The organism is Nocardia sp. IBHARD005, assembly GCF_052814245.1.
Window position 1 is genome coordinate 4,495,788 of record NZ_CP199935.1, and the last position, 25,176, is coordinate 4,520,963.

25 protein-coding genes and 1 pseudogene are annotated in these 25,176 nt (G+C 67.7%); 18 read left to right on the top strand and 8 right to left on the bottom strand.

Features of this window, described 5'->3' with window-relative positions:
* Positions 1-43: 43 nt before the first annotated feature.
* Positions 44-1,018, bottom strand: a complete 975-nt coding sequence (galE, locus tag ACTWPB_RS21250; RefSeq protein ID WP_446222331.1) for a UDP-glucose 4-epimerase GalE — start codon at positions 1,016-1,018, stop codon at positions 44-46.
* A gap of 212 nt (positions 1,019-1,230) precedes the next feature.
* Complete coding sequence (locus tag ACTWPB_RS21255; RefSeq protein ID WP_446222332.1) at positions 1,231-1,980, bottom strand: ferritin-like domain-containing protein; 750 nt, start codon at positions 1,978-1,980, stop codon at positions 1,231-1,233.
* Positions 1,981-2,207: 227 nt separating this feature from the next.
* Between ACTWPB_RS21255 and ACTWPB_RS21260 the strand changes: the two genes are divergently transcribed.
* Entirely contained in the window at positions 2,208-3,014 is an 807-nt protein-coding gene (locus tag ACTWPB_RS21260; RefSeq protein ID WP_446222333.1) for an alpha/beta fold hydrolase, read from the top strand.
* Between the two features lie 21 nt (positions 3,015-3,035).
* Here ACTWPB_RS21260 and ACTWPB_RS21265 read toward each other — a convergent pair whose 3' ends face one another.
* Entirely contained in the window at positions 3,036-4,478 is a 1,443-nt protein-coding gene (locus tag ACTWPB_RS21265) for an amidase (protein WP_446222334.1), read from the bottom strand.
* A 107-nt stretch (positions 4,479-4,585) separates the two neighbouring features.
* A complete protein-coding gene (locus tag ACTWPB_RS21270) occupies positions 4,586-5,425 on the bottom strand; it encodes an alpha/beta fold hydrolase (RefSeq protein ID WP_446226433.1) in 840 nt (279 codons plus the stop codon).
* A 484-nt stretch (positions 5,426-5,909) separates the two neighbouring features.
* Here ACTWPB_RS21270 and ACTWPB_RS21275 point away from each other — a divergent pair, with 484 nt between their 5' ends.
* Positions 5,910-7,067, top strand: coding sequence for a hypothetical protein (locus ACTWPB_RS21275; protein WP_446222335.1), 1,158 nt, complete (start codon positions 5,910-5,912; stop codon positions 7,065-7,067).
* A gap of 10 nt (positions 7,068-7,077) precedes the next feature.
* Positions 7,078-7,263, top strand: a complete 186-nt coding sequence (locus ACTWPB_RS21280) for a hypothetical protein (protein ID WP_378913730.1) — start codon at positions 7,078-7,080, stop codon at positions 7,261-7,263.
* A gap of 4 nt (positions 7,264-7,267) precedes the next feature.
* Here the strand turns inward: ACTWPB_RS21280 and ACTWPB_RS21285 are convergent, their stop codons facing one another.
* Positions 7,268-8,170, bottom strand: a complete 903-nt coding sequence (locus ACTWPB_RS21285; protein WP_446226434.1) for an LGFP repeat-containing protein — start codon at positions 8,168-8,170, stop codon at positions 7,268-7,270.
* Positions 8,171-8,326: 156 nt separating this feature from the next.
* A pseudogene (locus ACTWPB_RS21290) lies at positions 8,327-9,091 on the bottom strand (DUF1906 domain-containing protein); the annotation flags it as partial.
* A gap of 121 nt (positions 9,092-9,212) precedes the next feature.
* On the opposite strand from ACTWPB_RS21290, the gene ACTWPB_RS21295 reads away from it, so the two are divergent.
* The 13 genes from ACTWPB_RS21295 (at position 9,213) to ACTWPB_RS21355 (ending at position 21,359) form a co-directional block, all read left to right on the top strand.
* Positions 9,213-9,968, top strand: coding sequence for a prolipoprotein diacylglyceryl transferase (locus tag ACTWPB_RS21295; RefSeq protein WP_446222336.1), 756 nt, complete (start codon positions 9,213-9,215; stop codon positions 9,966-9,968).
* Positions 9,969-10,054: 86 nt separating this feature from the next.
* A complete protein-coding gene (locus ACTWPB_RS21300) occupies positions 10,055-10,360 on the top strand; it encodes a hypothetical protein (protein ID WP_446222337.1) in 306 nt (101 codons plus the stop codon).
* Between the two features lie 5 nt (positions 10,361-10,365).
* Complete coding sequence (locus tag ACTWPB_RS21305) at positions 10,366-11,916, top strand: radical SAM protein (protein ID WP_446226435.1); 1,551 nt, start codon at positions 10,366-10,368, stop codon at positions 11,914-11,916.
* Positions 11,913-12,185: a hypothetical protein gene (locus tag ACTWPB_RS21310; protein WP_446222338.1), complete on the top strand. Its 273-nt coding sequence runs from the start codon at positions 11,913-11,915 to the stop codon at positions 12,183-12,185. The genes ACTWPB_RS21305 and ACTWPB_RS21310 overlap by 4 nt, the downstream gene beginning before the upstream one ends.
* A gap of 69 nt (positions 12,186-12,254) precedes the next feature.
* Positions 12,255-13,703 (top strand): S8 family serine peptidase, encoded by a 1,449-nt coding sequence (locus ACTWPB_RS21315; protein WP_446222339.1) that lies wholly within the window; start codon positions 12,255-12,257, stop codon positions 13,701-13,703.
* A gap of 8 nt (positions 13,704-13,711) precedes the next feature.
* Complete coding sequence (locus ACTWPB_RS21320) at positions 13,712-14,323, top strand: maltokinase N-terminal cap-like domain-containing protein (RefSeq protein WP_446222340.1); 612 nt, start codon at positions 13,712-13,714, stop codon at positions 14,321-14,323.
* A gap of 80 nt (positions 14,324-14,403) precedes the next feature.
* Complete coding sequence (locus ACTWPB_RS21325; RefSeq protein ID WP_446222341.1) at positions 14,404-15,609, top strand: GNAT family N-acetyltransferase; 1,206 nt, start codon at positions 14,404-14,406, stop codon at positions 15,607-15,609.
* 139 nt (positions 15,610-15,748) lie between these two features.
* Positions 15,749-18,058, top strand: a complete 2,310-nt coding sequence (locus ACTWPB_RS21330) for an ATP-binding cassette domain-containing protein (RefSeq protein WP_446226436.1) — start codon at positions 15,749-15,751, stop codon at positions 18,056-18,058.
* Positions 18,055-18,642: a DUF308 domain-containing protein gene (locus ACTWPB_RS21335; RefSeq protein ID WP_446222342.1), complete on the top strand. Its 588-nt coding sequence runs from the start codon at positions 18,055-18,057 to the stop codon at positions 18,640-18,642. The genes ACTWPB_RS21330 and ACTWPB_RS21335 overlap by 4 nt, the downstream gene beginning before the upstream one ends.
* A gap of 215 nt (positions 18,643-18,857) precedes the next feature.
* Complete coding sequence (locus ACTWPB_RS21340; protein ID WP_446222343.1) at positions 18,858-20,279, top strand: three-helix bundle dimerization domain-containing protein; 1,422 nt, start codon at positions 18,858-18,860, stop codon at positions 20,277-20,279.
* A 193-nt stretch (positions 20,280-20,472) separates the two neighbouring features.
* Positions 20,473-20,670, top strand: a complete 198-nt coding sequence (locus tag ACTWPB_RS21345) for a hypothetical protein (protein ID WP_446222344.1) — start codon at positions 20,473-20,475, stop codon at positions 20,668-20,670.
* An 82-nt stretch (positions 20,671-20,752) separates the two neighbouring features.
* Complete coding sequence (locus ACTWPB_RS21350) at positions 20,753-20,884, top strand: hypothetical protein (protein ID WP_446222345.1); 132 nt, start codon at positions 20,753-20,755, stop codon at positions 20,882-20,884.
* 46 nt (positions 20,885-20,930) lie between these two features.
* A complete protein-coding gene (locus ACTWPB_RS21355; RefSeq protein WP_446222346.1) occupies positions 20,931-21,359 on the top strand; it encodes a nitroreductase/quinone reductase family protein in 429 nt (142 codons plus the stop codon).
* Between the two features lie 18 nt (positions 21,360-21,377).
* Here ACTWPB_RS21355 and ACTWPB_RS21360 read toward each other — a convergent pair whose 3' ends face one another.
* Positions 21,378-22,370, bottom strand: coding sequence for a helix-turn-helix transcriptional regulator (locus ACTWPB_RS21360; protein WP_446222347.1), 993 nt, complete (start codon positions 22,368-22,370; stop codon positions 21,378-21,380).
* 62 nt (positions 22,371-22,432) lie between these two features.
* On the opposite strand from ACTWPB_RS21360, the gene ACTWPB_RS21365 reads away from it, so the two are divergent.
* Complete coding sequence (locus tag ACTWPB_RS21365) at positions 22,433-23,569, top strand: epoxide hydrolase family protein (RefSeq protein WP_446222348.1); 1,137 nt, start codon at positions 22,433-22,435, stop codon at positions 23,567-23,569.
* 17 nt (positions 23,570-23,586) lie between these two features.
* Here ACTWPB_RS21365 and ACTWPB_RS21370 read toward each other — a convergent pair whose 3' ends face one another.
* Positions 23,587-24,393: a saccharopine dehydrogenase gene (locus ACTWPB_RS21370; protein ID WP_446222349.1), complete on the bottom strand. Its 807-nt coding sequence runs from the start codon at positions 24,391-24,393 to the stop codon at positions 23,587-23,589.
* Positions 24,394-24,631: 238 nt separating this feature from the next.
* Here ACTWPB_RS21370 and ACTWPB_RS21375 point away from each other — a divergent pair, with 238 nt between their 5' ends.
* Positions 24,632-25,153: a GNAT family N-acetyltransferase gene (locus tag ACTWPB_RS21375; RefSeq protein WP_446222350.1), complete on the top strand. Its 522-nt coding sequence runs from the start codon at positions 24,632-24,634 to the stop codon at positions 25,151-25,153.
* Positions 25,154-25,176 lie beyond the last annotated feature (23 nt).

Below are 25,176 nucleotides of genomic sequence, written 5' to 3' on the forward strand. Positions count from 1 at the left end.
ATCGTTCGTCGGCCGCTGCGGTCGAGACCGGGCGATGAATCGGTCATAGACGCTGGTGGAAGCGCCAGGCGTCGCTGATGATATCGGCGAGGTCGGGGCGTTGAGGTTTCCAGTCGAGGTGGGTGTGCGCTTTGGTGCTGGACGCGATGCAGGTCGCGGGGTCGCCCGGTCTGCGGCCTGCAACCCGTAGTGGGAAGTCGACGCCGGTTACTTCGCGGACGGTGTCGATGACCTGGCGGTTGCTGTAGCCCTGGCCGTTGCCGAGGTTGTAGATCTCGTGGACGCCCGGGGTTACCGCGTTCAGGGCGAGAAGATGTGCGGCGGCGAGGTCGGCGACGTGGATGTAGTCGCGGATGCAGGTGCCGTCGGCGGTCGGGTAATCCGTGCCGAACAGGGTGAATTCGCTGCGTTGACCGGTGGCGGCCTGGAGCAGGATGGGGATGAGGTGGGATTCGGGATCGTGGCGTTCGCCCAGGTGGACGCCGTCCGCGGTGAGCACGGCACCGCTGGCATTGAAGTAGCGCAGCGACGCCGCGCCGAGGGTGGCCGACGCACCGCATTCGCCGGCGATGAGTTGGTCGACGGTGGCCTTCGTTGCGGCGTAGGGATTCTTCGGCCGGACTACGGCGGTCTCGTCGAACGCTGTGGTGCCGTCGCCGGCGTACATGCTCCCGGTCGAGGAGAAGATCAACCGCGGAACTTCGGCGGATCGGATCGCGCGCAGCAACGCCAGTGAGCCTTCGATGTTGTTGTGCCAGTACTTCTCTGGGTTGGCAACGGACTCGGCGACTTCGATTGATGCGGCGAAATGCAGGACGCCGTCGAAACCCGCTGCGCGAGTGAGTAGATCAGCGACATGGTGTACCGAACCCTCATGAAATGCCGCCGCCGAGGGTACGTTCTCGCGAAACCCGGTGGATAGGTCGTCGAGCACATGAACCTGATGACCCGCGGTACACAGTTGGTCGGCGACAATGCTGCCGATGTAACCAGCACCGCCGGTGACGAGTAGCTTCACGGTTCTCCTCTGGTCGGGATGCACCTACTTCTGCGACGTTACTGGTCCCGCCGGTTGCGGGGCGCGGATTCGAATCCCCTGGTACCGCGGTATGTAAGTGGCTCTCTCGCGGGCATCCCCTGTGCCGAGCGGCCGGTCGGCTCCCACCGGTTCCAGGGTCCCGTCCCGGCGTGTCGGTGGAGCCTGACTACCCGCGTCCTCGGCCGTGCGAATCAGGTCCAGACGTACCGCTGCGGGTCCATCCGTTGCCACGCGCGGTGCATTTTGGCGTAGGCCGCCTGGCGGTAATGGGCCCAGGTGTAGCCGCCGGCGCGGAGGGCGCGGTGGTGGCCTGCCCACACCAGGAGCATGACTGCGAGGAACAGGACGCGGTGGGTGAGCATGGTGAGGTGGTAGCGGGTGCGGGATCGGTTGTGTAGCAACACGGCCAGTCGTTCACATTGCAGCTGCACGTGGGGTACCTCGTCGGCGAGGATCTGGGCGCAGACCGCGCGGAGTACCGGTGAGCCGGTGGCTCGGCGGATCGCGTTGTAATAGATCATCGCCAGGGTCTCGACCATGACGACGGGCGTGGTCCAGACCTCGATGTCGGTGATGCTGTGCCGGAGTCGGCGAAACAGCGTGTCGCCCCAATCGGCTTGTCGGCGTGGGATTCCCGCATCGTCCAAGATTCGACCCAACAGCGCGCCGTGGCGTTGCTCTTCCCGGATGAACAGGTCGATGACGTCGCGGTAGGCGGGGTCGCCGGTCGCTGTGGCGTATCGGTCAGCGGATGCGGCCAGGTGACATCCGTCCGATGTTTCGCCGAGCTGCCAGGCCTGCAGTGAGCGGCGAATCGGTGCCAGCTCTGCCGGACCGGCTCCGATTCCGTTCGTCTGCCACGGAATGGGTCGCTGCCGAGCCGCATTCCGCTGGAAGTAGTCCAGCCATTCCTCGGTGGAGCGCACTCGACGCTCACTCACCCGCGAGCCCGTCGCCGACGGACTGATTCGTTGCCCCACGATTCCCCCTCTATTCGCCTCCACTCCTACCCGAAAGCAGACATCGCCGCCAGATCGACGGCGTCGAGGAGGCGCAGCTTCATCGGCGACGATCCCGGCGGTGGCCGCCTGCTGATCATTTTCCGGGGCGGTGGACAATACTGTGGCGTGGGCGTTCGCCGAATCTCCGAGGGTGAGAGGACGAAGTCATGACGAGCAGGCTCCGATCGAATGTGGCGGTTGCTGTTGCGGTCGGCCTTGGTGCGGGCGTGCTCAGCGCGACGGCACCCGCCCTGGCCGCCGACACCCCCACCGTGGTGCTGGTCCACGGCGCGTTCGCCGACACCACCAGCTGGGACGGCGTCGCCGCGGCCCTGCGCGCCGACGGCTACCGCGTCGTGGTCCCCGGCAATCCGCTGCGCGGTCCCGCCAACGACGCCGCCGCTGTCGAACGCACTCTCGCGACGATCGACGGACCGATCGTGCTGGTCGGACATTCCTACGGTGGCACGGTGATCACCAACATCGACGACCCCGATGTGACCGCGCTGGTCTACATCGCCGCGTTCGCCCCGCAACAGGGTGAGCCCGCCCAGTTGGCACTGGATCCGATCCGCTTCCCCGGCAGCCGCCTGCTGCCGCCGGTCCTGCAGGTCGCCGTCGTCGACGACAGTCAGGGGATCGCGGGCAAGAACCTCGACGGCTACGTCGACCCCGCGTCGTTCCACGAGGTATTCGCGCAGGATGTCAGCGATGCCACCGCAACCGACATGATCGCCCACCAGCGCTCCATCGCGGTTGTGGCGAACATCGAACCCTCCGGCCCGCCCGCCTGGTCCCGGATACCCAGCTGGTACCTGGTCTCCGGCGCCGACCGGGTGATCCCCGCGACCTCCCAGCGCTTCATGGCCGACCGAATCGGCGCCCGCACCTCCGAAATTCCCGCCTCCCATGCCTCCTTGGTCTCGCAGCCCGCTGCTGTCGCCGCCGTTATCGAAGAGGCAGCCACGCACTGAGGCACCGGCACTCGAGTGTGGTCAGTGGCGTGGCCTGACCCAACCGCCGAACGCCTTCTCGAGCGTGAGGGCCGCCGCGATCGAGAGGTGATCGCGGTTCGGGCCGGCGACCACCTGGACCCCGAGTGGCAGCCCGTGGGTGCCGCGGCCGAGGGGAACCTGGGTGACCGGTAGTCCGGCGAGGTTGAACGGTGCGACCGTGCTCGTGCGCCATGGGCGCCCGGTGGTGCGACCGTGGCGGGGTGCGACCGTGGTCAGGGTGGGGTGCAGGAGGAGTCCGTCGCCGATGGTTTCGGTGATCTCGGTGGCAGCGTTGTGTGCGGCTGCGGTGATGCGCCGGGCCGCCGGGGCGGGTAGTTGTGCTGCGATCAGTTCGCCGAGTGCGAGGAGCCGGGTGGCGAGTATGTGGTCCCCACGGGCGGCGGTGAGTTGGCGTACCGCGAGGATGTCGGCGCCTTCGTTGCGCATGATCTCGGCGAAGCTGATCCCGGTTTCCTCGGCCAGCACGATCGTGGCGAAAAGTCCGATCATCCGCAGTGAACGCATTGGCACGTGGGTGATCTCGGCGCCGGCGTCGGTGAGCGCGGCGGCGGCCCGGTCTCGTGCTGCCAGCACTTCGCGGCCGACGCCAGGGGCGAACGTTTTGTCGAGCAGCACCACGCGAACACCGCGTAGCGAGGTCGTCGCCGGATCGCCGAGGGTGACTTCCTGGATCAGTGGGTCGGTCCCGTCAGGGCCCGCCATGATCTGCAGCAGCGGCATGAGATCGGCTGCGCGGCGGGCGATGACCCCGTTGGAGCACAAGGCGGCGACCCCGAAGGGCGGTGGCCAGGCGCCGGTGGTCGGGAGCAGGCCGGTCGTGGGACGGTGGCCGAATACTCCGTTGCAGAAGGCGGGGATGCGGATCGAGCCGAGGGTGTCGGTGGCCAACCCGAGCGGGGAGCCACCGCTGCCGACGGCGGCACCTTCACCGCCTGAGGACCCGCCCGCCGTGCGTGTTCGGTCGTGCACATTGCTGGTTCGCCCGTAGACCCGGTTGGTCGACTCGATCCACATGCACCCCTCGGAGGTGTTCGTCAGCCCGAGCACGATCGCGCCCTCGTCCAGGACTCGTTGCACCACAGTGGCATTGGCGGCGGGCCGCAGGTGCTTTCGTGCCACGACACCCGCGGCGTTGGGCAAGCCGGCGACGGCGAGGGATTCCTTGACGGTGATCGGTACGCCGAACAGCGGCGGCAGGGTCGCCGGTCCGGTCGCGAGGTGGGCGTCGGCGGCGTCGGCCTGCTGTCGCGCGGTGTCGTAGCAATCGACGACCACGGCGTTCGTGGCGGGCGCGAAGCGTTCCAGAACGGCGATGTGGGCGTCGATCACGGCACGCACGGTCACCTCGCGCGCGCGGATCGACGCGGCCAGGCCGATCGCGGACTCATCGGTGATCGTCATGCCGTCGGGGCGGAGCATCATGCGTTACAGTATTACGCACTCTGTCAAATAGTAGCGTCCAACCCTTAGCGGCGGTCAGTGGGATCGGCGAGTTCGGTGGCGCAGATGCCAGCGCGTCCAGCCGAGGGTCACAGGGTGAGCATTGCCGCAGCGACCTGGTCTGCCGCGTTGTCCCGCAAGGATGTACCCATGTCCCCGAGGACGAGCAGTCGCGCTGCGGGGATCTCGGCGGCGAGGACCTCACCGTTGCCGACCGGGAAGAACGGGTCGGCGCGACCGTGCACCACCAGTGTGGGCACGTCGAGTTCACCGAGGCGCTCCCGCCATCGCGGGGAGCAGTCGATCCGGGAGAACACCATCCCGAGCTGATTCGCCTGGTGAACCGCGGGATCGCGCGACCGCGTCCGGTCCCAGATTCGAGCCGCAGTCGCGCGCGCCTGCTCCGGATCGTTGCCCATCGGCTCGGCACCCTCGGCGGCGAACGCCGTGACGGCATCCCGGTCGGTCCAGTCCGGTTGCATGCGGGAGAACAGCGCACCCATGACCTCGGGGTTGTGGTCCGGCAGGTCCTCGTCGGCCGGGCCCGGCGCCACCGGCCGGGTGCCGACGAGGGTCAGTGCGGAGAACACGTCCGGGTGGGCCAGTGCGGCGACCTGAGCGACCATCCCGCCGACGCCGATCCCACCGAGATGGGCGGTCCCCGCACCAAGCACCTCGACCAGCGCGGCCGCGTCGGCGACGAGGTCGCGCAGGTCGTACGCCGGATTCTCCGGATCGAGGGTCGTCGACGCGCCGGAGTCACGCAGGTCGTAGCGGACCACACGCCGCCCGCCCGACGCGAGCCGCTCGCACAGCGCGTCGGGCCAGGACAGCATCGTTGTGCCGCCGGCCAGCAGGACCAGCGGATCGTCCTCGCTGCCGAAGCTCTCGATGCCGAGATCCACACCGTTCGCCCGTACCGTGGTCATCCCGCATCGCAACGGTCTCGTCATGCCTGGACTCCTGTCTGTCAGTGCATTCAGAGGTTTGGACGACGGAAGCACCCGAAATTCATCGGTGCGGCCGCACGGGCACATCCGCAGCGCCGATTCCGGGCGTCAGGGCTGATCGACCGGATCGGGATCATTGCCGGCGGCATTTGGGTTGCGCTGTTGGCGATCCGTCTGATGAGCAAGCCAGTCCCACGCCTGTCTTCGGCGCCGTTGTGGACGCCCGTACCACCGAGCACGGTTTTCGATGTGTTCCGTTGTCGATTCGTAGCGTTGGTGCCAACCAAACGTAAACGTAAATAATCCTAGGTGTTCGGCGACAAGCCAGCTGGCTGACCGCCGATAATGTTCACTTATCGGCGGTCAGGACCGCGAACCCTGGATTCGAGTCCGCAAGAGGCGACACGGGTTTCGTTTCGTGTAATACATGTGGAAATGACGAAACCAACGTTACGATTCTCGGGTGTCGAGCATCTGCAACTATCCGGGCTGTGCCCGCCCCATTACCCGCGCCGGTGGCCCGGGTCGTCCCTCCGAGTACTGCGATCACCCGGACCACACGCGGTGGCGGGCGTGGCGGGAAAGGCAACGGCAGCAACAGGAGTCCGAGGGTGCGGCGGCTACTGTCACTGTGACGGCTCAGGGGCCGGTGACGGTGGCACGGTTGCGGGCCGATGAGCTGCTCGGGCAGTTTCGGGGGTTGGCCGAGCAGTTGGGGACCACCTTGAATGCGGCGGTGGCCGAGCTGCAGACGATCGGGGATCCGTCGGTGGCCGAGGCGCAGGTCCAGGCTGTGCAGGCCGACGCGGCGCGACGGATCGCCGAGGCGGAAATCGCGACGGTGGCGGCCGAACAAGCGCGGCGCGAGGCCGAACAGGCCCGCGCGCTGGCGGAGTCGGTGGCCGAGGAGGCGGTGGCTGCCGCGGAACAGGCTGAGCAGGCGGTGGGTGCGGCGCTCGCGGCCAGGGATGAAGTCGTGGCCTCGGTGGACGCGCTCACCAGGCAGGCTGCCGAGGACGTTTTCGCCGCGCGCAGCGATGCCGAGGCGCAAGTGCGTGCGGCGCAACGACAAGCGGCCGACGACATCGACACAGCAAAACAAGAAGCCGACGACGCCGTCGCGCGCGCCGAGCAGCGCGCCGACACCGAGATCGCCCACCAGCGCCGAAACGCAGATGCCCGGATCGCGGCCGCGAACGCCGAACGCGACCTGGCGATCCAGCGGGCCGCCGACGCCGACCGCGCCACCGAACGCGCCGAGCAAGCCACCGCCGAACGAGTGGAGGCGGCCGCCGAGGCACGCGAGGAGTGGCGCCGGGCCCGCACCGACCTCGACACCGCGCGCGGCGAACTCGACCGCACCCGTACCGAACTCGCGGAGTTGCGCCGCACCACCACCATCGAAACCCAGCAACGCCGCGACGAATCGGCGGCCGCGCTGGAACAAGTGCGCACCGAAGGCGCGCAACGATGGGCAGCGCTCGACGATGCCCGCAAGCAAACCCTGGCCCGTGCCGAACGCGCCGAAGCTCAGCTCGACGAGCTCCTCGCCACTACCCGGACCCCGGTGCTCGCGAACATCAGTGGGGTATCGGCGGCGGTGAGCAGCGACCTGGACTAGCGTCACGCACATGACCGAGCAGCCCGGCCCTCTCGAATCGACCCGTGAGTTCGCCGCCATCGACATCGACGACATGCTGAACGCCGAAGAAACCTACACCGGCCCGACGTCACGGACGCGGCTGATCGCGCTCCTGGTGGTAGCGGCGCTGGTACTGGGTGCCGGTGCCACCACCCTCGCGATCCTGCTGGCCTGACCCCTCACGTGGGCCGAGCCAACGGGGTATCAGGCTCGCCGGAATTGCGCAGCGCGACGATCTGTCCGGGCACCCAATAGATCCGGCCGAATTCGAACGCCTGATACATCCCGTCGTCGTGGGCGGTCTCGTCGGAGGCAGGCCAGCCGAGCTCGCCGTTCTCGGACCCGGTTGCCGCCCAACGCGCACCGATCGCACCGTGCACCCAGTACGCGAGTTGCGCGGCGCGCCGGTAGACGGTTCCGCCTTGAAAAGCCTGCGTCAGCCCGGGTCCGGAACCTCGCGGATCGGGCAGTTCGGTGTGCTCGGCGGTCGGGTAGCCCAAGGGGCCTGTCTCCCACCCCAACTCGGCGTACTTGGCCATGACCGCTGTCGGGACGGCGTGGGCATCGCCGGCCGGATGCCAGTAGACGTAGCCGTGTTCGAATTCGGCGAAACGTCCTACCCCGTCCGACGTGGGGTGTTCGCCGATTGTGCGGCGCACGCCCAACCACGGGGACGCGGCGGCACGGGCATCGATCGCGGTCTGCCCGGTTCCACCGACGAACGAGGCAACATGGGCCGCGAACACATCCCACGGGAAGTTCGGGCCGACATCGGTATGCGAGCCGATACCGAGAGCCCTCGTGACGTACTGATGATCGGAGATCCCGTCGGCAACGTGGTAATCCGGCCCGATCACCTCGGTCGAGTGCCCGTGCCGGTGCGCGCTGCGCACGGCGAGGTACGCCGCGATCCGCAGATCACCGTCGATGCTCAGCCACCGCTCACGCGACCACGCGATCCGGCTGCCGGCGAAGCACAGATTCACGGTGAAAGGGTTCGCCGAGAGCACCGACCACGACGCGCGTTCCTCCGGCACCACCCGCACCACCACCGCGTCGCGCAGCGTGTAGTGGTAGGACACTTCGTTGGCCGGGTTGTTCAGATACGCGGCAAGGGATTCGGCGGTGCCGTTGCCTTCCTGGGTGTGCAACAGGAAATTGGTGACCCGGGTGCCGTCGCGCGGGGAGTGTGAGGGTCCGAGGCGGTCGATCTCGGTGAACTGCGGTACCGATGCCGAGCGGTCGATCGCCCACTGCCCGAAGTCGGGGGCGAGGATGTCGTTCACGTCGACGCGGGTGCCGTCGATGAGAGGTCCTGGGTTGCTCGGGGTGTCGATCACCCGCTGGTAGAGTACGGCGCGCGGTTCCCGTTCGGTGCCCGACCAGGCACGCGTCTGCCACGCCCAGCTGAATTCCCCTCGCGCACCGATCACCCCGTCCTCGATCGCCCACGCGCACACCCGGGAGTGCCCGTAGATCCCGGTCCATGCCGTACCCAGCACCGCGTTGACGCCGCGGAAGAACTCGACCGCCGTGCTGTTCCACTGCGACAACGAGATGTCCTCGTCGACGGCGAAGAAGATCGGTGCGTGTCGAGGCGCGCCCACGCTCAGGTGGGTGGCCAACGCCTGTTCGGCCATCTGCCGACCGCCCTCGAAACCGGTGGTCCAGTCCGACGGGGTCGCGTCGCCGGGTTTGCCGTATTGCCAGATGGAGACGATGTCGAGCCCGGCGGCGGTGAGCGTGCGAGCGTAGTCGGCGGTGATCGGTTTGGCACCGAAGTTCGCGCCCGGCCTGCTCGGTGAGATGTAGGCGAGGACCGCTGAATGGCCCGCCGCGGCGATCGCCCGCGGATCGATGAGCCTGGCCGCGAAATCGACAGCTGTAGACATGTTTGACCCCCTGTATGACTGCGTATCGGATGGAATTCCCGAAATGGTGGAACTATCGCGATGATTGACGCTGGTACCCGAGGATCGGTACCGCGGTGAGGATCTCACCACGCACCATTCTAATCGAAACACTCACTCCCGCACCGTCGTTCGCCAACGAACAGGGTAGTACCCGAATTCGGGAGTAGTTTCACTCACGCACGGCGGCCCGTTGGCCCGCTACCCTTTCGCCATGGTGGCGCAGCTGATGTGGGGGATCCCGACGCACGGGTTCTTCGTCGCGCTCGGTGTCGCTGTGGCCGCGTTGGTGTTCGTGGCCGAATGCCGACGACGCGACGCACTGCGCGAGGAGTCCCTGGTCGCGGTCACCGGGGCATTGGTCGGTGGGGCGATCGGCATGCGGTTGTCGAGTCTGGCCGAGACTCTGGATCCCTTCGAAAGCTGGATGTTCGGCGCGCGCAGCGTGCTCGGCGGCCTGCTCGGCGCGTATGTAGGTGTACTGATCGCGAAAAGGATCATCGGATACCGGGAACGGACCGGTGACCTGTTCGCACCGGCGGTGACGCTGGGCATGGCGGTGGGGCGCATCGGGTGCCTGCTCACCGAGGCACCGGGACGGCCGACGAGCCTGCCGTGGGGGATCCACGCGCCCGCGACGATGCCGCAGTGCCCCGGGTGCGTGGCCGGTGTGGCGATGCACCCGAGTTTTCTCTACGAAATCGTGTTCCAGCTCGCCGCTTTCGGCGCGCTGTGGTGGTTGCGCGACCGGATCAGCACGCCGGGGGAGTTATTCACTCTCTATGTCGGGGCCTATGCGATCTTCCGGTTCCTGGTCGAGTTCACCCGCGCCAACGACACGGTGTGGCTGGATCTGACGCGCCCACAATGGTTCCTGCTGCCAGGCCTGGTCCTGGTAGCGGTGCGCTGGACCATCGGCTACCGGCGCGGGAACTACGACGGTGTACTTCGACGAAAGGTCGTCGCATGAACTTTCCTCCCCGACCACCGAACACGCCACCCCCACCACCGCGGCAGGGCGGGAAACCGCCTGGGCAGGGCGGTCAGGTCGCGGCGATGGCGTTGGCGGGAGCGATGGCGTTCATCGTGGCCAATGCGATGGCGGGATTCTTCGTGTTCATGGTGGTCGCCTCCATCAACGACGACACCGCGACCAAGGTGCTGTTCGGGCTCACCGCGGTGGCCAGTGCGGCGGTGGCCTTCGGCGGTGGCTGGCTGTTGATCCGGCGCAAACGGCCCGCGCCCAAGGGGTTCGGGATGGGGCTGATGATCGGGTGGTCGCTGGTCACGGTGTGCACGGCGGGTCTGTGCACGGCCATCAACCCGGAGCTGTACACGGGGATGTTCGGGATGGCGCGATGACCGGAATGCCGTTGCGGGGCGATCGAATCCTGCGTTATGTCACCGCGTTCTGCCCCCGCTGCCATGATGAACACCCCGAGACACCGCTGCCCGACGTCGCGCGACTGTCGGGGTGGTTGGCCGAACGGGACGGCAAGGTGTTCCTCGAACGAGGGTGCCGCACCCACGGCATGGTGCGGACCCTCTACGACGAGGACCCCGAAATCCTGGCCTACCTCGAAGAGTGGACGGCCCCGACCAAAGCGCATCTGCCCGACACCGCGGGCAATTTCGATCCGGTGCCCTCGGCATACCTGCGCGGGCTGCCCGAGATGCAGACCCAGCACACCTGCATCCTCCTCGAGGACATCATCGACAGCTGTAATCTGCGCTGCCCCACCTGTTTCGCCGACTCCTCGCCCGAATTGCGTGGTGTGGTGGCGGTCGAGGATGTGCTGGCCAATGTCGACCAGCGTCTGGCCCGCGAGAACGGGCGCCTGGACGTGCTGATGCTGAGCGGCGGTGAACCGACCCTGCATCCGCAGTTGCCGCAACTGCTCGCCGAGCTGACCGCACGGCCGATCACCCGGATTCTGCTCAACACCAACGGTGTGCGCATCGCCGTCGACGACGAGTTGCTGGCGCTGCTGGGTGCGCATCGCGACCGGGTCGAGGTGTATCTGCAATACGACGGGGAATCGGCGCAGGCATCACGCCATCACCGCGGCGGTGACCTGCGGGTCCGTAAACAGCAGGCGCTGCAACGGCTTTCGTCGAACGCCATCTTCACCACCTTGGTGATGACGGTCGCGCTGGGCGTGAACGACGACGAGATCGGTGCGGTTCTGCGCACGGCGATGGACACACCGTTCGTGGGCGGGGTGTCGATCCAACCGCAATTCGGTTCTGGGCGTTCGGGAGCGATCGACCCGATGGACCGGCTCACCCACACCGGTGTGCTGCGCCGGCTCGGCCCGCAGACCGACGGCCAGGTCACCTGGCGTGACCTCACCGCGCTGCCGTGTTCGCATCCGCACTGCTGCTCGGTCGGTTACCTGCTGCGTGACGATGCGGGGGAATGGCGGTCGCTGGTCTCGCTGATCGGGCACGAGCGGTTGAAGCAACAGCTGGGGCTGGTGTCGAACCGGATCGCGGACTCGGCGCGTCCCGCCGAACTGCGGGTGGCGGTGCAGGAGTCACTGCTGGGATTGCTGTCGGAGCAGTCGTCTCTCTCGCATCCGGAGATCGGGCGGGTGTGGCGCAACATCTGCGAGAACTGCGATCTGGGGATGTCGACCCTGCTCACGTTGGCGTCGTCGGCGTTGCCCGGGCGGCGCAAACGGTTGCGGACGCTGCTCGGGGAACGGGTTGTGCGGATCACGGTCAAGCCGTTCATGGATATGTCGACGATGATCGAGGAACGGCTCACCCAGTGTTGTGTGCACGTCGGGACCCGCGCTGATGCCGATCAGTGCGCGCCGTTCTGTGCGGTGCAGGCGTGGCCGGCGCTGTCGCGGCAGCGGTTGTCGGCGGCGGCACCGTCGGGGCGGGCGTTGTTGCCGGTGGAGGTGCGGTGAGCGCGCGCGGGGTCTATTTCGAGGAGGCGGTGCGCGGGCAGCAGCCGCACGACCCGTTGACGTTGTGTGTGGTCGCGACCGTGGCGTTGCTGACGTGGCTGGTGGGGCCGTGGGCGGTGGCCGGGTTCGGTGCGCTCGCGTTCGCCGGCTATTGGCGGGCGTGGCGGGCCGGGTTGCGGCGCAGTCGATGCTGGTTGCGCGATACACGGCTGGTGCTGGTCTATGTCGGGGCGATCGCCGTGGTCGGGGTCGTCGCCGCGCTGTGGTGACGGTGTGTCGCCGAAGCCGTTGCCGCAGAACAGTAGCGGGCGGGCGTAGAGCACGGTTGACTGGTATCCATGGCCTCCACTCGATCCAGCAGGCAGCGCCGATCAGGGGTGCCCGCACCCGCGGTCCCGCCGGGCGAACTGATCGTCATCACCACACCGACCGGCCCGGAGATCACGCCGATCGCCTTGCGCGAGAACCGATCCGTCCGCACCAGGGTCGATGAGTTGCTGCCCGGTTCGGCACGGCTGGTGCCGATCTTCGGTCCGGACAATCGACTCGCGGACAGACTGGCCGGCACACCGCAGGCGACGGTCGCGGGGGAGTACCTCAGCTACTACGCGGTGCACGGTGAGCTGGGTGACCTCGGTGAGCTCGCCCATCGGCTGCGTGCGGACGACACCGTCGCCGCCGCTTATGTGAAGCCCGCGGCCGAACCGCCACTGGCACCCCTCGCGCAGAACATCGTCGCACCGCGAGCACCCGCTGTGACACCCGACTTCCGGGTCCGACAGGCCTATCTGGATGCCGCGCCGAACGGCATCGACGCGGTGTGGGCGCACGGTCGGCCCGGCGGGCTCGGCACCGGCGTGCGGGTGATCGACGTCGAAGGCGCGTGGCGGTTCACCCACGAGGATCTGCGCCAGAACCAAGGCGGGATGATCGGTGGCACCGCATCGGCCGATCTGGGTTGGCGCAATCACGGCACCGCCGTGGCCGGGGAGATCAGCGGCGACCTCAACGCCGTCGGTGTCACCGGAATCGCACCCGAGGCCCACATCAGAGCCATCTCCATCTTCGGCATCGGCTCGGCCGCCGCGATCCGCTCGGCGGCCGACGCCCTCGACCCCGGCGACATCGTCCTCATCGAATTGCACCGCCCCGGACCACGATTCGACTACCGGGGCACTCCCGATCAGCGCGGCTACATCGCCGTCGAATGGTGGCCCGACGACCTCGCCGCCATCCGCTACGCCGTGAGCCGCGGCATCGTTGTCGTCGAAGCGGCGGGCAACGGCGGCGAAAACCTCGACGACGCCGTATACGACACCCGCCCCGGCGACTTCCCCGCCACCTGGCACAACCCGTTCCGAGCCGGCCCCGCCGACTCCGGCGCCATCCTGGTCGGCGCGGGCGCCCCACCACCGGGCCTGCACGGCCGAGACCACGGCCCCGCCCGCTCCCGCCTCGACTTCTCCAACCACGGCGCCCGCCTCGACGCCCAAGGGTGGGGCCGCGAAGTCACCACCACCGGCTACGGCGACCTCCAAGGCGGCCCCGACGAAGACCTCTGGTACACCGACGAATTCAGCGGCACCTCCAGCGCCTCCCCGATCGTCGTCGGCGCCATCGCCGCCTACCAGGGCATCCGCACCCACGGCCGAGGCCGCGCAACCCCCGACCAGATCAGAACCCTCCTGCGCACCACCGGCTCCCCCCAAACCCCCGCCCCGAACCGCCCCACCACCCAACGCATCGGCACCCTCCCCGACCTGCGCGCGATGAACGCGAAAGGCTGACGCACACTATGGCAGTCATCCACCAGACCACCGTCACGCCGTCCAAGCGCGATATCGTCGCGGCGTGGTTGCCCAGTCGGCAGTGGTACCAGGGCACGATGCCACGCATACGAAAAGCCGGCGGGTTCCGCCTCGATGACCCGGCCGGCGAGGTGGGCATCGAATTCATGCTGTTCGTCGACGATTCCGGTGCAGACCAGGCGTTGTATCAGGTGCCGTTGACCTACCGTGGGGCGCCGCTTCCGGACGGTGACTCGGCGCTACTCGGCACAGCCGAGCATGGCGTACTGGGCCGCCGCTGGATCTACGACGGCACCCGCGATCCGGTAGCGATCGGCGCCATCGTGGATCTGCTGACAGGTCGGACGACGGCTCAGGCTCAGAGCCTCAGCGACACGATAGACCCGACCGTCGTCGTGACACAGCCCGAACAACAGTTGATCGAGGGTGATTTCGGCGTTTGTGTGGACGGCATCGCCCACACCGATGTTCCCATCGGGTCCGCTGTTGTGCGATTGCATCGCTCGCCCGTAGCTGTGCGGCTCGGCGGGGCAGGTTCGGTCGCCGCGCCCTCCGTGCTTGGCCCGGTCGTCGAGTTGATCACTGTGCTGACCGCCTAGGCGTACAGGTGCTCCGCGACGCGCCACATCGGGTCGAAAACAAGATGTGGCGTGGTGGGGTGGCGTGGGAGGGTACGAGGATGGCATCGGTGGAGAGTGTTTGCGTTCGGGCGGGTACTCGGGCGGACTCGGTTGCGATCACAGGATTGCAGGAGGCCGGGTTCGGCATGCGGTATGGGGGTGATGAGAACGAGTTCCGGGGGGAGATTTTTCCGGTCGAGCGGTCATTGGTCGCGGTGGAGGGTGACCGGATCGTGGGGCATACGGTGGACCGGACGATGACGGTCACGGTGCCGGGGGAGGGGTCGGTGCGGGCGTGTGGGGTGTCGGGGGTCGCGGTGGCGCCGACGCATCGGCGGCGGGGGATTCTGCGCGAGCTCTATGCGGCCCAGCATGCTCGGACCGAGGCGGATGGGTTGCCGTTGACGATCTTCACTGCCAGTGAGGGCACGATCTACGGGCGGTTCGGGTATGAGGTGGCCATTCTCGAGACCGCGGTGTCCATCGATACGCGGCGGGCCGAATTCCGTTCCACCACACCGGATCCCGGTGGTGTCACCTTGGAGACACTGCCCGACGCCGGCCCGCGGATTCGCGAGATCTACGAGCGGTGGCAGAAAGTGACGTCGGGGGCGCAGGATCGTCCGGATGCCAAGTGGGACCTGTTCTTCGCCGATGTGGAGCGTCACCGCGACGGTGCGACGACACTGTTCGTGCTGCTCCACGCCGACGGCTACGCCCTGTATCGGCGCTCCAGGCGTGCGGATCGTGGCATCGCCTCGGTCTGGGAGTTCCGTGCCGTGACCCCGGACGCGCACGCCGCGCTGTGGCGGGTGCTGCTCGGCATGGACCTCGTCGACACCGTGGAAGCCGAGATCGCCGACGACGATCCGCTGGCCTACCTGCTCACCGACCCGCGCGCGGTGCAGGTGACCCACCGCGGCGACGCACTGTGGGCACGGGTCATGGACGTACCCGCCGCCCTCACCGCCCGGACCTATCGCGCCGACCTCGACACCGTCCTGGCGGTGCACGACCCGTTCCGCAACGCGGGCGGGAACTTCGCCCTGCGGATTCGCGACGGCATCGCCGAGTGCGAGCCGACTACCCGGACAGCGACGCTCGGCTTCGATATCAACATTCTCGGCGCCCTCTACTTCGGTGGGCAGCGCGCGAGCGCTTTCGCTGCCGCGCACCGGATCACGGTCGAGGATCCGGGGGTGCTGCGCGCGTTCGACGAAGCGTTCACCACCGACCGTGCCCCGCAATTGGGTTGGTTCTTCTAGGCTCCACCACAACGGGCGCGTTCGCCCGAAGGGCACGGCTTCGGGAGTACGGTAGGTAGCTGTGGATTCGCGCGAGGTCGATTCTTCGGTTCGGGTGCGTGGCGCCCGGGTCCACAATCTGCGTGATGTCGACGCGGACATGCCGCGAAATGCCCTGGTCGCATTCACCGGTGTTTCGGGTTCGGGCAAGTCGTCGCTGGCATTCGGCACTCTCTACGCGGAATCGCAACGCCGATACCTGGAGTCGGTGGCACCGTATGCCCGTCGGTTGCTGCACCAGGTCGAAGCTCCCGACGTCGACAGTGTCACCGGCCTACCGCCGACGGTGGCACTGGCGCAGCGCCGGTCCTCGCCGTCGTCACGATCGACTGTCGGCACCGTCACCGCGATCTCGAACACGTTGCGGATGCTCATGTCCCGTGAAGGCGACTATCCCGACGCCCCGGCCAGAACCGGCCCTGGGCACTACCCGGAGGGCACCAACCGCCTCTACTCCGACGCGTTCTCCCCGAACACCGTCGAAGGCGCCTGCCCGCGCTGCCACGGACAGGGTGTGGTCCACGAAGCCACCGAGGCGTCGATGGTCCCCGACCCGTCGCTGAGCATCCGCGCAGGAGCGATCGCGTCGTGGCCCGGTGCCTGGCAGGGCAAGAACCTGCGCGATGTGCTGAGCGCGCTCGGCTACGACATCGACCGCCCGTGGCGGGAACTCTCACCCGCCGCCCGCGAATGGATTCTGTTCACCGAGGAAAAACCGGTCGTCACGGTCGAACCCGTGCGGGAACCACATCGCATCCACCGCCCCTACCAGGGCACCTACACCGGTGCCAAGCAATTGCTGCTGCGTTCGCACGCCGAATCCAAGAGCGAGGCGACCAGAGCCCGCGCCGCCGAATACCTGCACACCGCCCGCTGCCCGCTGTGCGGCGGGCGCCGACTCAAACCCGAAGCGCTCGCGGTGACCTTCGCCGGGTACAACATCACCGAACTCGCCGACCTGCCGCTGACCGAGCTCGTCGAGGTGTTGCGGCCTTACACCCCTGGCACGGAGGCGCTGGCGGTACTCACCCAGGACCTGACCTCGAGGATCGATGTGCTGATCGAGCTCGGGCTCGGTTACCTGAGCGTCGACCGGGAAAGCCCGACCTTGTCCGGCGGTGAGCTGCAACGATTACGGCTGGCCGGGCAGCTGCGGTCGGGACTGTTCGGTGTCGTCTACATTCTCGACGAACCGTCGGCGGGCCTGCACCCCGCCGACACCGCCGCACTGACGACAGTGCTGGATCGGCTCAAGAATTCGGGCAACAGCGTGTTCCTGGTCGAACACGACCTCGACGTCGTCCGCCACGCCGACTGGCTCATCGACATCGGCCCCGGCGCGGGCGTGCACGGCGGCACGGTGCTCTACGCCGGAGATGTCGAGGGCTTGCGCGAGGTCGCCGACTCGGTCACCCGGCCCTACCTGTTCGACGAGATCGTCCGCCCACCGCGCACGGCTCGCACCCCCACCGGCGCGCTGCGATTACGCGCGATCACCAGCAACAACCTGCAAGACCTCGACGTCGACATCCCGCTGCGAGTGTTCACCGCGATCACCGGGGTCTCCGGATCGGGCAAATCGACTCTGCTGCATGCTGTTTCGACCACCGCCACGGCCGACCCGGGCATCGTGCGAGTCGTCGAAGTGGATCAGGCGCCGATCGGGCGCACCCCACGGTCGAACCTGGCCACCTACACCGGGCTGTTCGACACGGTGCGCAAACTGTTCGCCGCGACCGACACCGCCAAAGCCCGCGGGTACGGCGTCGGCCGGTTCTCGTTCAATGTCGCCGAAGGGCGCTGCCCGACCTGTCAGGGCGAGGGATACATCACCGTGGAACTGCTGTTCCTGCCCAGCACCTACAGCCCGTGCCCGGTCTGCGGCGGTGCGCGCTACAACCCCGAGACCCTCGACATCACCTACCGTGACACCACGATCGCCCAGGTGCTCGACATGACCGTCGACCGGGCCGCCGACTTCCTCGCCGATGTCGGAGTCGTCGCGCGCGCCCTGCACACGCTGCGCGATGTCGGCCTCGGTTACCTGCGGCTCGGGCAACCGGCCACCGAACTGTCCGGTGGTGAAGCGCAACGGGTGAAGCTGGCCACCGAGCTGCAGCGGGCGCGGCGCGCCGACACCGTCTACCTGCTCGACGAACCGACAACCGGGCTGCATCCTGCCGACACTGATATCTTGATGACACAACTGAATTCGCTCGTCGACAGCGGCGCCAGTGTGGTCGTCGTCGAACACGACATGACCGTTGTCGCCGGAGCCGACCACGTGATCGACATGGGACCGGGCGGGGGCGGGCAGGGCGGCCGGATCGTGGCGCAGGGGACACCGGAGCAGGTGGCGCAGAATCCGGTCAGCCGGACTTCGCCCTACCTGCTGGAGCGGCTGAGATGACCCACAGCGCTGATCGGACCCGCACTGCGATGCTCGTCGCCGGTGGGTGCTCGTTCGCGCTGGGTGTGGCGCTGCTGCTGTGGCCGGGGCGTGCCGAATCGACCCTGGCGATGCTGTTCGGGATCTCGCTGGTGCTGAGCACCGCGGTGCAGGCGTATCTGGCGATGATGGCGCGGATCGCGTTCTTGCTGCGGTTGCTGGTGCTGGTCAGCGCTGGGCTCACGGGGATATTGGCCGGGCAGGTCTTCAGCGGCGGCAATATCGAACTGCTTGCCTTGTGGATCGGGATCGGCTGGTCGGTGCGCGGCATCGTGGAGGCGCTGGTCGCGGGATGGGATGACAGCATCGTCGACGGCGGGGCGCACGAAGTGTGCGGGCTGGCCACCGCCGCGGTCGGCATCACCATCATCGCGGTCACCTTCCAGACGGTCACGGGCCTGGCCACGATGGCCGGTGGTGGGCTGGTCGTGATCGGTGCCATGGAACTGCTCGCCGGTGGACTCGGTCGGGCGGCTCTGCAGGGGGCGCGCGGGTCCGCGACCGAGGACCAGGTGCCGCCGGTGCGGGCCGCGACCGAGCTGTAGTAGCGAATCACACACTGCGAGTTCGGCATTCGAAGTTTACGCGAACTCGGGGACAACGCGACATTGCGGGCAGTCGAGCGAGCGCTGAACTCTGTGTGCACCCGCGCTCACGGCTGGGGTAACTGTGCTGCGCGCCGGTAGCGTGGCCCGCGGCGTGCGCACGGGTGTTCGGCGCGCCGCGTCCGCAGCCCGATTGTGAGCCCAGGAGAAGTGTGGTGTCGCGCGTAGTCCCCGGCGTAGCTGCCGATGCCGTCCAGCGTGAAGAGCTGGCGATGCGGCGGATGACCGAGAGTTTGGTCGATGACCTGTCCGAGAACGTTCCCGTCGACCAGGTGACGTCGGCGGTAGGTGCCGCACACCATCGTTTCACCGGTAAACCGATCCGGGAGTTCGTGCCGATCCTGGTCGAGCGGATCGTGCGCCGCGAACTCGCCGACCCCGATCCGACGGTGCGGGTTCCGGCCCCCGCGGCCGGCGTGCGGGCCGCCGAGCTCATCGCACGAGAGTCGAACACGACCGAGGAGCAGCCGAAGCGGTTGGTGAGCAGGCGTGGCGTGGTGCCGTTGTCGATCGGCGCGGCGGTGGTTGTCGGCGCCGTCGTGGCCGGAGTCGTGCTGTTGCCCGGCGGTGCCGATGCGCCGGCTGCCGCCCCGGTGGCGGAACCGGCTGTGGTGCGTGGTGTCGTCGGGTCGGAGAAGATGTCGTTCTTCGCCGACGAGCGCGTGGTGAAGGTACTCGCCGACAACGGTCTCCGCGTTCAGGTCGAACCGGCCGGTTCGCGGCAGATCGCGACCACCGTCGACCTCGGCGCCTTCGATTTCGCGTTCCCGTCGAGCATTCCGGCCGCGGAACGAATCCAGCGTCAACGCAACATCACCACCAAGTACACACCGTTCTCCTCTCCGATCGCCATCGCCACCTACCGGCCGATCGCGGACCTCCTGACCGCGGCCGGGGTGATCAAGCCCGGACCGGTCGCGACGTTCGATATGAAAAAGTACCTGGAGTTGGCCGGAACCGGCGTGCAGTGGGACGACCTGCCCGGCAACACCACCTACCCGGTCGCCAAGAACATCCTGGTCTCCACCACCGACCCGCGCAGCTCCAACTCCGCGGCCATGTACCTCTCGATCGCCAGTTACGTCGCCAACGACCACACCATCGTGCGCGGCGCCACGGCCGAACAGCACGTATTACCGACTCTGTCGAAACTGTTCCTCGCCCAGGGCTACACCGGCAACAGCAGCGACGGACCGTTCAACCAGTACCTCACCAACGGCATGGGCCCGACTCCGCTGGTCTGCATCTACGAGGCGCAGTTCGTCGAAGCGGCGGGCGAGGGCCGGATCAAGCCGGACATGATGCTGACCTACCCGACCCCGACGGTCCTGTCGAGTCATACCCTCGTCCCGCTGAACGCCACCGGCGACAAGATCGGCAAACTACTCACCGACAACCCCGAACTGCGTCGCCTGGCCGCCGACCACGGCTTCCGCACCGGCGACACCGCCCAGTTCACCTCCGTGGCCGCCGAACGTTCGGTACCCGTGGCCGCCGACCTGATCGACGTGGTGGACGTGCCGGCCTACGAGACTCTCGAGCATCTGCTCGACGGGGTGGCCAACTCCTACAACTGACCCGTCTCACACCGGTGCCGCGCAGTTCTGAGCTGTGCGGCACCGGTGTACTTCGGCTCGGGCCCGACGTTCTGGCATGCTGGAATCGTCGCGAGCCGCCGCCGGGGACTTGACACAGGTTCAGTGCACGACTGTACACTGATACTTGTCGGATACCCGAGCTGGCCTGCACTGCGAATGGAGTCCCACGGAGATGGACAAATTCGATCCCGGTCGAGAACTGATCAACGAACTGTCCATCGCGGCGCGCCGAGCAGGCACCGCGATCGCCGCCATCTTGGGCGACGCGGGACGTGAGAGCGCCCGTGAGCTGGTCGACCTGGCGCACGAAGGCCGTGAACTGGTCGCCGGAACACTGCGTGCTCGCGCCGACGAGCTTCGCCGCCGCTAGGCGGCCCGCCACCCGAGCAGGTAGCCAGTACCGGGATAGGCCATCTCGCGCGAACAGCGCGACAGCAGCCTGATCACACTCGTTGACGGGGTCCGCCGAGGACGGCGTTGCGGGTCTCGGCGTCAGAGTCGGTGAATGCCGGCAACGCGTGAGCTTCTTCGGTGACGGCTACCGCGCCGCCGCCCGTCTGCGAGAAGTACTCGACGAGCCGTGAGCGTGGTTAGTCGCATATGCGGAGATCGGGGGAGAGGATGCCGGGCATGAGCGAATCACAGGACTGGAACAGCAAGATCATCGCGGAGTTCCGAGAAAACGAAGGGCGCGTGGGTGGCCCCTTCGACGGTGCGCCGATCGCGCTGGTGCACCACCGGGGACGGCGCACCGACCGGCAATCGGTATCGCCGATGATGTACCTGGCCGACGAGAACGACCCCGAGGTCATGTACGTCTTCGCGTCCAAAGCCGGTGCCCCCACCAATCCCGACTGGTACTACAACCTCATCTCCGCGGGCACAGCAGAAGCCGAGGTCGGCACCGAGACCTTCGCGGTCACCGTCACCGAAGTCACCGGTGCCGAACGTGACCGCCTCTTCGCCGAGCAGGCCCGACGGTATCCCGGTTTCGCCGGCTACGAAGAGAAGACGAAGGGTATTCGCACCATTCCGGTGCTCGCGTTGCGCCGCAACTGATCGGAGAAGGGCAGTGTGTCAGCGCACTGGTGGCACAGGATGCACATCGGCATCGGGTGCATTCACGATCGCATCACGGCAGCGCTCGCCCACCGTCCGCAGCGCCGTGATGAGCTCCGGCGGGTCGGTGACGGTGAATTCGATGTCCAGGGCGGTGATCATCCAGGCCAGCGAGGCAGGGGTGTCGGCACCCAGGTGCAGCAGGCAGCTGATGTCGTCGACCGCTTCCAGGACACCCATTCCCGGCCAGACACGATCGGCCAGCTCGGTGGCCGGCCCGTGCAGGGTGACGACGGTGCGCCACGGCCACGACGCGACCGACAGCCTGCGTGACAGATAGGTCGCCGCGTCGCCGTCGGGCACCGGGCGCCGAGTGAATCGTGGGCCGGTCGGGACACGCGGCTGGAGCCGGTCGATGCGGAACGACCGCCAATCCGCCCGGTCGACATCCCAACCGACCAAATACCAGTGCCTGCTCACATTGACCAGCGAATCGGGTTCGACATCGCGGCGCGAGGTGTGACCGGCGTGGTCGGTGTAGTCGAACCGCAAACGTTCGTGGCGTCGGCAGGCTTGCGCGATCGTCAGCAGGGTCTCGGGCGCCACCCTCGGTGCGTCGGCGCCGACCCGCACCATCGACTGCTGCAATGTTGTGAGCCGGTGCCGCAGCCGAGACGGCAGCACCTGCTCCAGCTTGGCGAGCGCGCGCAACGATGCGTCCTCGATGCCGGTGACGGTGCCGCCCGAGGTGGTGCGCAAGCCGACGGCGACGGCCACGGCTTCCTCGTCGTCGAGCAGCAGCGGTGGCATCGACGCGCCTGCCCCCAACCGATAGCCCGCGCTGCCCTGCAACGCCTGCACCGGATAGCCGAGGCCGCGCAGCCGCTCCACATCACGGCGCACGGTGCGCGCGGTGACATCGAGCCTGGTCGCGAGTTCGGCACCGGACCACGCGCGGTGGGTCTGCAACAGCGACAGCAGGCGCAGCAGCCGGGCGGATGTTTCAGCCATCGCTCCATAATGCCGGGAACTTAGGAACGATACTGACCTAAGTTGTCTCTAGCGTTGTCGGTATGACCGACATCGACACCTTCCGGATCGACATCCCGCAGTCCGACCTCGACGACCTGCACGAGCGGCTCGCCCGCACCCGCTGGGCCGATGACCTGCCCGGTACCGGCTGGACCTATGGCCTGCCCACCGCCTACCTGCGCGACCTCACCGACTACTGGCGGACCGGGTTCGACTGGCGCGCCGCCGAGACCGCACGCAACGCCCACCCGCAGTTCGTCACCGAGATCGACGGACAGCGCCTGCACTTCACCCACGTCCGCTCACCCGAACCGGACGCGCTCGCGCTGGTTCTGGTCCACGGCTGGCCGTTCACCGACTTCGGCGCGACGATCGGACCGCTGACCGACCCTCGCGCACACGGCGGCGACCCACGCGACGCGTTCGACGTCATCGTCCCGACCCTGCCAGGGTTCGGCTTCTCCGGACCAACACATCAGCCCGGCCATGCCGCGACCGAGCGATCCGCGGAACTGATCGCTCGGCTGATGAGCGAACTCGGCTATGCACGCTACGGCGCGCAAGGCAGCGACGCGGGCTCATTCATCGCCCCACACCTGGGCCGCGTCGACACCGAGCGGGTCGCCGGCGTGCACCTCAACGCCGCGATCACCATCCCCGCCTGGAACGACGACGGCGCGGGATACACCGAGCAGGATCAGGAAAAGCTTGCCGCACTCCAGGATTGGAGCAGCAACGAGACCTCCGCCTACGCGGGCGTGCACAGCACCCGCCCCCACACCCTGGCCCACGCGCTCACCGATTCGCCGGCGGGCTTGCTCGCCTGGATCGTCGATGTCGTCAACACCTACAAGGACCCCGCCGCCGCGCTGCCCGAGGACTCCCTCGACCGCGACGCGATGCTCGCCGAAACAGCGATCCTATGGTTCACCGGCACCGCGGGCTCCTCGATGCGCCTGTACAAGGAATCCCAGCAGTGGGGCGCCGACCTACTCAGCTCCGGAGTGCCGACCGCTGTCGCGGTCTTCCCCGGCGACACCACGATTCGCGGCATCGCCGAGAAACAGAACAACCTCGTTCGCTGGACCGAATACGAGCGCGGCGGGCACTTCGCCGCGATGGAAGCGCCCGACCTGCTGATCGAGGATGTGCGCGAGTTCTTCCGTTCGTTGCGGTAGGGCTCGGTGGCCCCCGGTCATCGCCGGGGGTCACCGCTGACGCGATGCCACACGACACCGATTTCGTTCAGCCGCTCGACCGCGTAGGCGGGGTCGACCAATGCCTCGGGGGTGTGGATGCCCGGGGCCGGCCGATCGCCGCGCAGGCCGAGCAGCCGTTCGACGCCGAGCGCGATGCCGAGTGCAGTCAGCGGTCGCTGCCCTTCCCGATGGACGAGATGCTGCGTCCTGGCGAGCGGTTCGCCGGTCCGGTCGGTTCCGGCGAGATCGATCCGGATCTCGATGGAGGCCGGTTCGCCACGACGTCTGCTCGGGGTCTCACCGACCGCGAAGTCGACTCGGACGTTCGGTGCGCCGGTCGCCAGCGCCAGACTCGGCACATCGAGAACCGGGATGCTCTGACCGGGCAGCGCGGTGCCATCCAGGGTGGGCACGTCGGCTCGTGCGTCGGCTTCGGCGAGCCAGGTGAACACGCCGTCGCGCCGCACCAGACCCGCTGACGTGACCGCCGACCAGCGCTCCAGGTCGGCGATTCCCGCAGGTCCGCCGGTGTCGGTGTCATCGAGCGCGACACCGGCGCGGACCGTGTCGACCCGGTCGAACTCGCGCGCGGAATCCAGTGCGGCCAGCACGACTATTCCCGCCATCAAGTGGCTGGCGACCAGAACCGGTGCCGCACTCGACCGTTGCGCGCCCGCGATGATCTCCGGGCCGATGTCGAGGAGGCCGCTGGAGATGCTGAGGTAGGGCAGTCCGCGGTCCTGGGCGTAGTGCAGAGCCCAGGAAGCGGTCTCGGCGCTGACCGATCTGATCGTGGGCAGCATCGGTGCGGGAAAGCGGAACTGACAAGACAAGAAGGCCAGCCCTCCATTCGGCAGCTGCCATTCCAAAAGGCCTGGCCGCCCCTCGCCGGGTGCCTGCTGCAAGCATCGAACAGAGGACGAGCACACGCGTGACAGTAGATGCCGAACCCGGCTGGTTTCACCATGATTTCGCCGATGGCGCCCGCCGGCACAGCTCCACCAAAGATTCCCCGAGCCGATTCGAGGTACGGTCCGGGGTGTGCCCGTGTTGATCACGCCGTCTGTCGATCTGTACAGCGCCTGGGTCGAGGCGCATATCGAGTGGGGCCCCGGTCTTCACGAGGACGGTTTCGGCTTGTTGCCGAGTGACGACGTCGGCTCCTTGGCGGGGTTCGAGAGCTGGGTTGCTCGGCTCGCCGCCGCGTCGGTGGAGGGTGGCGACGGGCGATGCTCGTATCGCTGGATAGTCGAGGGTGATCGGGTAGTCGGCGGGATCGCGTTGAGGCATGGGACAAGCGACCTTGTGCAGCGGGTCGGCCATATCGGTTACGGGATCCGTCCTTCCGCACGCAGGCTCGGGCTGGCTACATGGGCATTGGGGGCGATCATCGCGGAGGCGAGAACGTCCGGCATGGGCCGCGTGCTGGTTGTCTGTGCAGCCGAGAATCTCGGGTCGGTGAAGACGATCGAGCGCCATGGTGGTGTCCTCGAAAGCATCCAGGACACCGAACTCGGCACGGCACGGCGGTATTGGATCAGGGTCGGTGAGTCGGGCGCATGAGTGGTTCAGCGCGCCGAAGGGGT